The sequence below is a fragment of the Clostridium sp. YIM B02569 genome (assembly GCF_022320765.1).
Taxonomy (GTDB): domain Bacteria; phylum Bacillota; class Clostridia; order Clostridiales; family Clostridiaceae; genus Clostridium; species Clostridium beijerinckii.
On the sequence record NZ_JAKJJX010000001.1, the window covers coordinates 375,954 to 387,466 of the forward strand.

10 protein-coding genes and 1 other annotated feature are annotated in these 11,513 nt (G+C 30.5%); all 10 genes read right to left on the reverse strand.

Annotation, left to right across the window (positions count from 1 at the left end; genetic code table 11):
• Positions 1–48: 48 nt before the first annotated feature.
• The 10 genes from alaS to L3B96_RS01730 all read right to left on the reverse strand — a co-directional run bounded on the left by alaS (position 49) and on the right by L3B96_RS01730 (position 11,315).
• Positions 49–2,688, reverse strand: coding sequence for an alanine--tRNA ligase (gene alaS / locus L3B96_RS01685; RefSeq protein ID WP_238858644.1), 2,640 nt, complete (start codon positions 2,686–2,688; stop codon positions 49–51).
• A gap of 280 nt (positions 2,689–2,968) precedes the next feature.
• Positions 2,969–3,147: a binding site (T-box leader), on the reverse strand.
• Positions 3,148–3,253: 106 nt separating this feature from the next.
• The gene (locus L3B96_RS01690; RefSeq protein WP_077305143.1) at positions 3,254–4,282 is read right to left on the reverse strand and encodes an AI-2E family transporter; all 1,029 of its coding nucleotides are present in this window, start codon (positions 4,280–4,282) and stop codon (positions 3,254–3,256) included.
• Positions 4,263–4,763 (reverse strand): PRC-barrel domain-containing protein, encoded by a 501-nt coding sequence (locus tag L3B96_RS01695; RefSeq protein ID WP_011968443.1) that lies wholly within the window; start codon positions 4,761–4,763, stop codon positions 4,263–4,265. Before L3B96_RS01695 ends, L3B96_RS01690 begins: the two co-directional genes overlap by 20 nt.
• Positions 4,764–5,363: 600 nt before the next feature.
• Positions 5,364–5,645, reverse strand: a complete 282-nt coding sequence (locus L3B96_RS01700) for a hypothetical protein (RefSeq protein WP_238858645.1) — start codon at positions 5,643–5,645, stop codon at positions 5,364–5,366.
• A 415-nt stretch (positions 5,646–6,060) separates the two neighbouring features.
• The gene (gene mnmA, locus L3B96_RS01705) at positions 6,061–7,137 is read right to left on the reverse strand and encodes a tRNA 2-thiouridine(34) synthase MnmA (protein ID WP_011968441.1); all 1,077 of its coding nucleotides are present in this window, start codon (positions 7,135–7,137) and stop codon (positions 6,061–6,063) included.
• Positions 7,138–7,148: 11 nt separating this feature from the next.
• Positions 7,149–7,586 carry a Fe-S cluster assembly scaffold protein NifU gene (nifU, locus tag L3B96_RS01710; protein WP_011968440.1) on the reverse strand — a complete coding sequence of 146 codons (438 nt, stop codon included), beginning with the start codon at positions 7,584–7,586 and terminating at the stop codon, positions 7,149–7,151.
• A 1-nt stretch (position 7,587) separates the two neighbouring features.
• Positions 7,588–8,769, reverse strand: coding sequence for a cysteine desulfurase NifS (gene nifS, locus L3B96_RS01715; protein ID WP_238858646.1), 1,182 nt, complete (start codon positions 8,767–8,769; stop codon positions 7,588–7,590).
• A 2-nt stretch (positions 8,770–8,771) separates the two neighbouring features.
• Positions 8,772–9,224, reverse strand: coding sequence for an Rrf2 family transcriptional regulator (locus L3B96_RS01720; protein ID WP_011968438.1), 453 nt, complete (start codon positions 9,222–9,224; stop codon positions 8,772–8,774).
• A gap of 122 nt (positions 9,225–9,346) precedes the next feature.
• A complete protein-coding gene (locus L3B96_RS01725) occupies positions 9,347–10,591 on the reverse strand; it encodes a replication-associated recombination protein A (RefSeq protein WP_238858647.1) in 1,245 nt (414 codons plus the stop codon).
• Positions 10,592–11,114: 523 nt separating this feature from the next.
• A complete protein-coding gene (locus L3B96_RS01730) occupies positions 11,115–11,315 on the reverse strand; it encodes a hypothetical protein (protein ID WP_238858648.1) in 201 nt (66 codons plus the stop codon).
• Positions 11,316–11,513 lie beyond the last annotated feature (198 nt).

Consider the following 11,513-nt stretch of genomic DNA (forward strand, 5'->3'; position numbering starts at 1 on the left):
ATTCACTAACTATAATTAGATTATAACCTATTTTTTATAAAAAGTATACTACTTTGCTAAAGTTTCCACTATTTTATATGATTCTTCAATCGCCCCTTGTATCTTTTCTGGCATCTTTCCACCTGCTTGAGCCATGTCTGGTCTTCCGCCGCCTCCGCCGCCAAGCATAGAAGATATTTCTTTTATTAACTTTCCGCAATGAGCACCTTTAGCTACTGCATCTTTAGTTGCCATAGCACAAATAATAACTTTTCCAGCATTTGCACTCATAAGTAAAACTATGCTATTTGGAGCTTTATCTCTTACTTTTTCGCATACATCTCTTAAAGTATCACTATCAACGTCTTTTAATTCATAAGAAATTACATTTATATCCTTAACGTTTCTTGAAGAAGATACTATATCATCTATTCCCATTGATGCGAATTTAGATTTTAGAGCTGTTATTTCTTTATCTTTTTCCTTAAGCTCCTTAACTTGTTGATCAAGTTTAGCTAATAATTCTTTTTCTGAGCATTTAAGCTTAGTTGAAATTTCTTTTAATAAATCTTTCTTTTCATTTACTATCTTATAAGCTTCTTTTCCTATTACAGCTTCAATTCTTCTTGTTCCTGCAGCAATACCACTTTCAGATATAATTTTGAATAAACCAATCTTTCCTGTGTTATCTATATGTGTTCCACCACATAATTCTTTAGAGTATTCCCCTGCACTTACAACTCTAACTTTATCAGCATATTTATCATCAAATATACCTATAGCTCCACTATTTTTTGCTTCTTGAAGATCCATAACTTCTGTAACAACTGGTGTAACACTTGTAATTGCTTCATTTACCAAATCTTCAACCCTACTTATTTCTTCTTCTGTCATAGCTTCAAAATGAGAAAAGTCAAATCTAAGTCTATCATTACTTACATAAGATCCAGCTTGATGAACATGTGATCCAAGAACCTCAGTTAAAGCTTTATCTAAAAGGTGAGTTGCAGTATGATTTTTCTTAATGTTTTCACGTCTAACTTTATCCACCTCAATAGTAACTGTATCTCCTACTTTAAGTTCTCCTGATACAACTTCAACAAAATGAACTATTTTTCCACCTATGTTCTTTTTAGTATCAAGCACATTAGCTTTAAAACCATCATTAAATATTACACCTGTATCTCCTATTTGACCACCCATTTCAGCGTATAAAGGAGTAACATCAGTAACTATAATAGCTTTATTTCCTTCTGTTATAGCATCTGTAAAGTCTTCACCTTCAATTAACACTTTAACTTCTGCATTTAAAGTATCATTGTCATATCCATCAAAAACAGTTTCGATTTCTCCTGGTATAATATCTAATGTTTTAACATCAGTTCCCATGTAATTAGAAACTTTTCTTGCACTTCTAGCTCTTTCTCTTTGAACTTTCATTTCTTCGTGGAAAGCATCTTCATCTAATGATAAGCCTTCATCTTCTAATATTTCTTTTGTAAGTTCCATTGGAAAACCAAATGTATCATATAATTTAAATCCATCTACACCACTAAGAACTTTTTCATTCTTTGCTTTTAGTTCACTTATAAATCCATTTAATATTTCCATTCCTGAATCTAAAGTTTCTCTAAATTTATCTTCTTCTATTTTAATTACTTTTTTAATATATTCTTTTTTGCTATTTAGTTCTGGATAAGCTTCACTTGAATCTCTTATAACAGTGTCACATAAATTACAAAGGAATGCTTCTTTAATTCCTAAAGTCTTCCCATGTCTCGCTGCTCTTCTAAGAAGTCTTCTTAAAACATACCCTCTACCTTCATTAGATGGCATAACATCATCTGAAATCATGAAAGTTATCGATCTAATATGGTCAGTTATTAATCTTAAAGATATATCTGTTTTTTGATTTTCTCCATATTTAACATTAGCTAATTTTGCAACTTCACTTAAAATATTTTCTAATGTATCAATTTCAAAAATACTATTCTTCTCTTGCATTATAGTTGCAAGTCTTTCAAGTCCCATACCTGTATCAATGTTAGTATTAGCAAGTTTTTCATAGTTTCCTTTTCCATCACCATCAAATTGAGTGAAAACAAGGTTCCAGAATTCTATTATCTTATCTTCATCTGCTAATTTAACAAACTCATCAGCGTTAGTTGGTATTTCTTCTGATCTATTAAAATGAATTTCTGTACAAGGACCGCATGGACCTGCACCATGTTCCCAGAAGTTATCTTCTTTGCCTAATCTAAATATATGAGTTTTATCTACATCTGTAAGTGTAGTCCAATATTCATATGCTTCATCATCATCTAAATATATAGTTACATATAATCTATCTTTAGGAAGTTCCAACACTTCTGTGATAAATTCCCAAGCCCAAGGAATTATTTCTTTCTTGAAATAATCTGCAAAAGAAAAGTTTCCAAGCATCTCAAAGAAAGTACCATGTCTACTTGTAATACCTACGTTTTCGATATCCCCTGTTCTAATACATTTTTGACAAGTTGTAATTCTTCTCTTTGGCGGCTCTTGTAATCCAGTAAAATAAGGCTTCAACGGAGCCATTCCTGCATTTATTAATAATAAACTTTTATCGTTCTTTGGAACCAAAGAAAAGCTATCCATTCTTAGATGATCTTTACTTTCAAAAAATTTCAAGTATGCTTCTCTTAAGTCATTGGTTTTCATAAATTTCATAAACTATTCCTCCATTTTTTTCAGTTAACAGTTGACGATGATATTCCTTCGGAATATCTTTTATTTTATTGTTTACAATCTTCTTATGAAGATTTAAGATTTCATAATTATTTGTGACAAGTCATTAATTGCAGAACCACTGCTCTTTTTATAGGCGAAAAGATCCTAATTGCAGAAAAGTTCCGTATTGCAGCATAGCTTCTCTTTTCAGTAGTGCATAGCTGCTCTTTTTTATAGGTGTATAATTTACCAAATAAAAAAAGCCCTCTCCCCAAATAGATATAGGGACGAAAGCTAGAATTCCGCGGTACCACCCTAATTATGTATGATATAATCATACATCACTTAGTAATTTATAGCTCCTAGGTAGCTTCAAAATATATAGCCAAAAGTTTTCACCAACCACTTTTTCTCTGAAATGACTATGATAAATTTACTTATCCTATTCATCGCTTAATATTTAATTATTTCATCAAAATTATATTTCATATAGATAATTATGTCAATATTCAACTTTATTTGTACGCCCCTAATACATAAGCTTTTTTATAGATAGCTATAAAATCTAGAACAGATAATAATTTATGTCATCATATAAAACTTTTATAATGACAGCTATTGGCACCACTAAAACCATCCCAACAAATCCGCCAAATTTATCTCCTATAAGTAATAAAATTATTATAACAAATGGATGCATCTCTGTGCTGTCCCCTGTTATTTTCGGAGATAAAATATCACCTTCAAGCTGCTGGATTATGAACATACCTACAATCACCCAAAATGCCTTTATTGGAGAATCTAAAAGTGCAACTATTACCGCTGGAACTGCACCAAAAATTGGTCCAAAGTAAGGTATTATGTTTAAGATTGCATTCAATATAGAAATCCATAAAGGAAATTTTACTTTCAATAATAATAACAATATTAATGTTAATCCGCCTATTAATCCCGAAAGCATTAACTGACTTGTTATATATCTTGTTAACACTCTATCAATATCACTTAATATTTTTTTAGTTAGCCCTCTTTTAGAAGTTGGTAATAACAGTAGCATTTTACTATATATTTTATTACCATCGCAAAGAAAGTAATAAACCATAATAGGTATTATAGCTAGTGACATTGCATTATCTCCAATGCTCATTAAATTTTCCACTGCATTTTCCGAAAAATTTGTCCAAAAAGCATTTCCTTTTTCTAAAATTTCATTATAAATTACATTGGTGGTAGAAAAGTCATCTAAGTTATTTTTTTTAAGCATTCCTTCCAGTAAACTTCTTACGTTATCAAATATATTACTGATATTGGATATCTCATTAAATAGCGTAGGAACTATAACAATTATACATGCAGTTATGATACCTATAATTATTAATATAACCACTATTGAGGATATTTTCTTGCTTATTCTAAATTTTGCCTCAAATCCATCCCTAATAGGAGTCAGAGTATAAGCTAAAATAAAAGATGCTACAATAATATTTATTATTGAATTTATTGATTTGTTAAAAATGTAAGCTAATATTAAGCTAATAAAGCATAATAGGGTTATACCTAGAAGAATTGCTTTTTTATGCTTTCTTAATTGCATTGTGCCTATCCATATTATGAGGTAAAGTTTTAAACATAACTCCCTCATTTCCTGTATATAATATATATTCCTCTCCGAGGATGCATCTATTTAATAGAATAATTTGCTTACCCTTTATCATTTTATCTACTAACCCTGAGCTTATAACTATTGCTTTAATTGAATAATCTTGTATATCTATTATAATATCCTCTAGAACTCCTTTAACATTCCCCAATGTATCAATAACTTCCATATACTTAATCTCTTTAAATGTAAGTCCCTCACCTTTTTTTATATTTTCTATTATTACATCTTCACCTATATCTATAACATCTTCCATGTCTATATAGTTATTTTTAGAGAACAGATGGCTATTGGATACCTTAAATCCTACAATCTTTCCCCAAAAGAAATCTATGTATAAGTCTTCTATAATGCCAATCTTTTTGCCTTTAATGTTATAAACTTTCTTGAAATAGAAGTCTCTAGTTTTAAACATTGTGCACCTCCAAAATAATTTTTAATAGAAAGTCCTTATGCCTGTTTATGTCTATACACTATACACTGTAGTGTTCCCCCTATATTCTCTAAAATAAGTAATATAGTTAATAAACTAAATCTAGTTCATTTGATATGGTCTCCAACAAGAGGAAAATTATTCATATTAATATGCTCAAATGTATAATTTTACCGCACAATAATTTTGCACTTAAAAAATCGTAGACGAATATGGTTAATTATGAAGGCTTTGCCTCTATGGGCGGGTTCCTACGAAAATACCAATATTTTCATCATACATTGTGGATACTTTGTCTTCATGAGCAGTACTAGAGAATAAAAATAGTACCTACTATTTAGTAAGTACTTAATTTCATCAAATAAAATTTTTGAGATAAAATTTTAATATCCTTAGAATTTGGGTGAATCTATTCAATAATATACAACCGTTTTCTTTAACTTTAATAAAAGAGACACTACCATTATCAGTTATTAGAAAAATTAATGTAAGTATAAAATGTTCATTCTAAATGCCAATTTAGAAATGCAGCTTTTTATTCGCTTCATGACATTACCCTCTTATTATTTAGATTTACTCCAATCACTTCCACTTATATCTTACTTCTAAGTATTCACCACCTCTGTCGTATCCTAATATGTTATATCCATTTTTGTTATATCCTTCTTTATCAAAACCTGCACTATTAAATCCATTTCTATCATATCCTTTTTTGTCGTATCCTTCTCTATCATACCCTTCCTCGTTATAATATGTCCCATTTCTATGCATTCCTCTTTTACCAAATCCATACTCGTCATACTTCGTGCCATTTTTATGAAATCCTTTAGAATTAAAGCCATGTTCATCGTATCTTTTTAACACCTTGAAGATATTCAAAAAATCACCTTCCAATTTTTTACTCTCAAAAACATTATATCAAGTATATCTTTATAAGTTAATACTATTATGTAAAATATAGGTAAATATTTTATCTCCTCTAGTTGGTAATTTATATTCACTTCCATTGTTTATTTATCCTAACTTTTTAGTATTATTTCTATCAATTATCAAATCAGTATAATTACTCACAAAGTTCTTTTTAATTCTAAATCACATAGTTAATCCTCTCACAAAACGCGTGCCTTTCTCTGCACCTATAAAGCTTTTTACTGTCTATAACACTCCTCTGCTACTTGCACATTGAAATATTCTACAACCTCAAAACAAAAACAAAAACAAAAAAACGAGAGCACTTACGCACTCTCAGTTTTAAAAATATTTAAATTACAATAACTCTTTAGATTATACTTTCTATTATTCCGCCGCCAACTACTATTTCATCATCGTAAAATACAACTGACTGACCTTTAGTTATTGCCCTTTGCTTTTCCTTAAAGATAACTTTCACCCTACCATTTGGAAGTGGTATTAAAGTCGCTTCTGCTGGTCTTGCAGAATATCTGATTTTCGCTGTAACTTCTATTTCTTTTTCAAGTTTATCAAAAGGAATAAAATTCACATCAGTTGCAATTAATTCTGTTTTGAAGATATCATCTTCAGAACCTAGTACAACTTCGTTGGTTTTAGCATTAATATTTGTTACAAATACTGGCCTTCCAAGTGAAAGTCCAAGTCCTTTTCTTTGTCCAATAGTATAATACACAATTCCTTTATGCTTACCTAGTATATTACCACTCTTATCGACAAAGTTACCTGGTTTAACCCTATTTGGTTCTGCTTCTGAAATATATTTTCCATGATTATTATCAGAAATGAAACATATTTCTTCACTATCTTTTTTATTATGAACAGCAAGACCAATTTCTTTCGCTATTTCTCTTATTTTTGTCTTTTCATAATCTCCACAAGGCATTAATGTATGTTCTAACTGATCTTGAGTAAAATTATATAAAGCATACGTTTGATCTTTTCTATCATCATCAGATCTAATTAAAAGATATCTATCATCTCGCTTTTCAATTTTAGCATAATGACCAGTAGCAACATAATCTGCCCCTATACCTCTTGCTCTTCTTAAAAGTTCATCGAACTTTAAATGTTTATTACATTCAATACAAGGGTTTGGAGTTTTTCCGTCTATGTATTCTTGAACAAATTTATCAATAACTTTTTCCTTAAAATAATCTCTAAAATTCAAAACATAAAATGGTATATCAAGTTTGTCGCATACTCTTCTTGCATCATCAACAGCAGAAAGGGAGCAGCAGCCCCCTTCCCTTTCTTCAAATTCCTCATCGTGCTGCCAAATCTGCATTGTAGCACCAATGACGTCATATCCCTGCTGTTTTAATAAATATGCAGCAACAGAACTATCTACACCACCACTCATACCTACTAAAACTTTTTTCTTCATAAATTCACCTATTACTCTTCTCCATGTACAGCAGCATGTAGATCTTCATCACTATGTTCTTCCATAGGTATTACTTCTAATCCATTTTTTGCTCTGTAATCATTTATAGCTTTATGAATTGCTTCTTCTGCAAGAACTGAACAATGCATTTTTACTGGTGGAAGACCATCTAAAGCTTCTGCAACTGCTTTGTTAGTTAATTCCCAAGCTTCATCTAATGTTTTCCCTTTGATTAATTCTGTAGCCATTGATGATGATGCAATAGCTGATCCACATCCAAAAGTCTTAAATTTAACATCTTTAATGATATTATCTTCAACCTTTAAATAGATTTTCATTATGTCTCCACATTTAGCGTTTCCAACTTCACCTACGCCATTTGCATCTACTATTTCTCCAACGTTTCTTGGGTTTTGGAAATGTTCCATTACTTTTTCACTGTATATCATATTAATTTTCCCCTTTCTTTAAAAAGTCATCCCATAATGGTGACATATTTCTTAATCTTTCAATAATTGGTGGTACAACTTCAAGAACATAATCTACATCTTCTTCTGTTGAACCTTCACCCATACTAAGTCTTAATGATCCGTGAGCAATTTCATGAGGAAGCCCGATTGCAAGTAATACATGTGATGGATCTAAAGAACCTGAAGTACAAGCACTACCGCTCGATGCACAAACCCCTTTAAAATCTAATGATAATAAAATTGATTCACCTTCAATAAATCTAAAACATACATTAACATTTCCAGGAAGTCTCTTATCTCCTCTTGGTCCATTTAATTTAGTGTATGGAATTTCAAGTAAACCAGCTATTAATTTTTCTCTTAACGCAGTTAATCTTTTCATATGCTCTTCTAAATTATTAGTAGCAAGTTCAAGAGCTTTACCAAGTCCAACGATAGAAGCAATATTTTCTGTACCTGCTCTTCTATTCTTTTCTTGAGCTCCACCGTGAATTAAATTATCAATTTTAATTCCCTTCTTTATATAAAGAACTCCAATACCTTTTGGTCCATAAATCTTATGGCCTGCAAGTGATAGCATATCTATATTCATTTCTTTAACATCAACAGGAACATTTCCAACAGCCTGAACTGCATCTGTGTGGAAGAAAACTTTCTTTTCTCTACAGATTTCTCCAATTTCTTTTATAGGTTGAATTGTTCCTATTTCATTATTAGCAAACATAATACTTACTAAAATTGTCTTATCAGTTATAGCATTTCTTAAGTCATCTAATTTTATGAAACCTTCTTCATCAACATCTAAATATGTAACATCAAAACCATTCTTCTCTAAGTATTCACAAGTATGAAGAACTGCATGATGCTCAATCTTAGTTGTTATTATATGATTTCCTTTATTCTTATGAGCTGATACAATACCTTTTATAGCCCAGTTATCAGCCTCTGATCCGCCACCTGTAAAATACACTTCATCAGGTAAACAGTTTAACGCTTCTGCTATCTGTTCTCTTGCCTTATCTATAGCTCTTTTTGTTTCTCTTGATATTCCATAAAATGAAGATGGGTTACCAAACTTTTCAGTAAAATAAGGAAGCATTTCTTCTAATACTTCTGGCTTTACATAAGTTGTAGCTGAATAATCCATATATACGTTCTTCATAATCATTCACTCCTATCCACTATCTTAATATTATTCTTATTGTTTTTAATTGTCTCATAATCATCAAGTATATCTTGTAATGTAATTGAGTTCATAACATCGTCTATGCTTCTTTTGATCTTCTCCCAAACTGCTTTGGTTGCACAGCAATCCGAGCTATCGCACTCAACACCATCAATACAATCTGCTATCTCAACTGGCCCTTCAAGAATAGTCATAATATCGCCAACTGTTATGTCTTTTGGCGCTTTACATAGAACATATCCACCTTGAGCACCTCTTATACTTCTAATCATATTAGCACGTCTAAGCGGGCTAAATAACTGTTCTAAATAGTATTCCGAAAGATTTTCTCTCTTTGATATAGTTTTTATTGAAACTGGGGCACCACCATAATTAGATGCTAAGTCAACCATAGCTCTAACTCCATATCTTCCTTTAGTTGAAAGTTTCATTATTTCTTCACCCCTTTTCGTTTTTTGTTGATATTTCTTTGTTTTTCTAGTATTATAAAAGATATATTAAATTCGCTTATATCTTACCAAAATACTCGGCTTTTGTCAAACGATAATTGCTATTATTTTTTTATTTCTGCCCAGTATTTCCTCAAACTCTCTTCATATTTATTATTTTGTTCATTATAATAAATCTTTCCAAGCAGTTCTTGCGGTAAATAACTCTGTTTTACATAATGATTAGGATAATCATGAGGATATTTATAGCCACCAACACCAAGGTTTGCTGCTCCAGAGTAATGAGCATCCTTTAAATGCATTGGAACATCTCCAAAATTCATGTTTTCTAGATCACTCATAGCAGAATCTATAGCTAAGCATGCACTATTCGATTTAGGAAGCGTTGCTAAATATACAACTATTTCTGAAAGAATTATTCTTGCTTCCGGAAGTCCAACCTTTAATGAAAGTTCTATTCCAGAATTAACAACAGATAATGCATTAGGAAATGCAAGACCAATATCTTCTGCTGCAATAACAGATATTCTTCTTATTATAGCTGTTAAATTTCCTCCTTTAATCAATCTAGCTAGATAGTGGACTGCTGCATTAGGATCGCTTCCCCTTATACTTTTTTGAAGAGCACTTAATAAATTATAAAATTCATCTCCACTAGAATCAGCCCGCATACTTGATTGTCCTAAGCTTTCAATATATTCACTTGAAATTACTCTAACCTGCTTAACCTGAGAGTTTACAGCCAGCTCTAAAATATTATAAGCCTTTCTATAATCGCCTTGAGAGATTTCCCCTATATACTCCAGCGCCTCATCTGAATATTCTATTTCTATCCCTTCATCTATAAGCTTTTGTATAGATCTCTTAAGACCAACTATTATGTCACCTGTAGTTAAAGGTTTAAAAGAGAATATATTACATCTGCTTATTATAGCTTTATGTATAACGAAATATGGATTTTCAGTTGTACTTGCAATCAAAGTTATTCTTCCATCTTCTATAAATTCTAACAATGCCTGCTGCTGCTTTTTGTTAAAATGTTGAAGCTCATCAATATATAAAACAACTCCATTATAATTTAATAAGCTATCTATATTATTAGTTATGTCCTGAATATCCTTAACCGATGCAACTGTTGCATTTAATTTATAAAATTTCTTATCTACATAATTAGCCATTATATTAGCTAAAGTTGTTTTTCCAGTTCCTGGTGGTCCGTAAAATATGCAATTACATATGTTTTTTCCAGCTATCAAGTTATATAATGGCTTTCCTTGCCCTAATATATGCTGCTGTCCTACAAAATCTTCTAATTTATTAGGTCTCATTAAGTCTGCTAATGGTCTCACATTTTCCACTCCTTTCTGCAACTTTGGTTCACTCAAAGCCTAAGATTTCTAATTTTCTATTTAGCAGCAGATATACATATCCTAGTAAATCCACTCCCACTGCCATATTACTTATGCTTAACCCAAAATCTTTTTGTTAGTTTTGGACTTCTCTTTTTCTTTAATGCCTCTTAACTTATATATGTTGCAATTCACAATGCACACTTCACAATTACGTCTAAAATTCTCACAATATCTTTAGAATTATGACGAAGATTTATTTTTGCAATATATATAATAAACTTTATTTTATATAAAGTAACACTTTCCCCAATATTTTTCTTCGCTAGAAATAAAAATAGCGACAAGTAATATTATAGCAGATATAAAAAAATAAGAAAGCAGTAAGAATTTAAAATTCTTACTGCTTTGCTTCTGCTATTAATGAATAAGTATTACTATTACATTTGATTATAAAACTCTTAGTTTAATACAAATATAATTAATAATTCTAAATCTTTATATTCGTCTATAAATTTAGCTATTAAGCTCGGAATGGTGTAGATTCTGAACTTACATAATATAATTGTCTTGTTTTAGTATTTAATAAAGAAATAACGGCTGTTACTGTTCCTTTAGTACCTGGTTCAATTATATATTCTCCTAATCTAGCTTGTGTTATACCTACATCAGTTCCATCATTTGTATTTATATCTTTCTTAACAAGACAAGTATCTGAATTCATTGTTATAGTTTAATCTGTCAGCCAGCCTTTCTCGTGAGCGGAATTGTATAAAATAGTTGTAAATTCAAAATTTCATATACTAAGTATATACCTTAATAAGAAAAAATATTCAATCTTTATTTAAAACTATAATAGTGCAGTTTTGCTTGAATAATTTTACAGTTGAATAAAAAAACAGATTATTAAGCTATTTTTAAT

Bases quoted from the DNA above. Each gene is read 5' to 3' on its own strand.
- L3B96_RS01720 (WP_011968438.1), bottom strand. From the start codon at position 9,224: ATGAAACTTTCAACTAAAGGAAGATATGGAGTTAGAGCTATGGTTGAC.
- L3B96_RS01730 (WP_238858648.1), bottom strand. From the start codon at position 11,315: ATGAATTCAGATACTTGTCTTGTTAAGAAAGATATAAATACAAATGAT.
- L3B96_RS01690 (WP_077305143.1), bottom strand. From the start codon at position 4,282: ATGCAATTAAGAAAGCATAAAAAAGCAATTCTTCTAGGTATAACCCTA.
- mnmA (WP_011968441.1), bottom strand. From the start codon at position 7,137: ATGAAGAAAAAAGTTTTAGTAGGTATGAGTGGTGGTGTAGATAGTTCT.
- L3B96_RS01695 (WP_011968443.1), bottom strand. From the start codon at position 4,763: ATGTTTAAAACTAGAGACTTCTATTTCAAGAAAGTTTATAACATTAAA.
- alaS (WP_238858644.1), bottom strand. From the start codon at position 2,688: ATGAAATTTATGAAAACCAATGACTTAAGAGAAGCATACTTGAAATTT.
- nifS (WP_238858646.1), bottom strand. From the start codon at position 8,769: ATGAAGAACGTATATATGGATTATTCAGCTACAACTTATGTAAAGCCA.
- nifU (WP_011968440.1), bottom strand. From the start codon at position 7,586: ATGATATACAGTGAAAAAGTAATGGAACATTTCCAAAACCCAAGAAAC.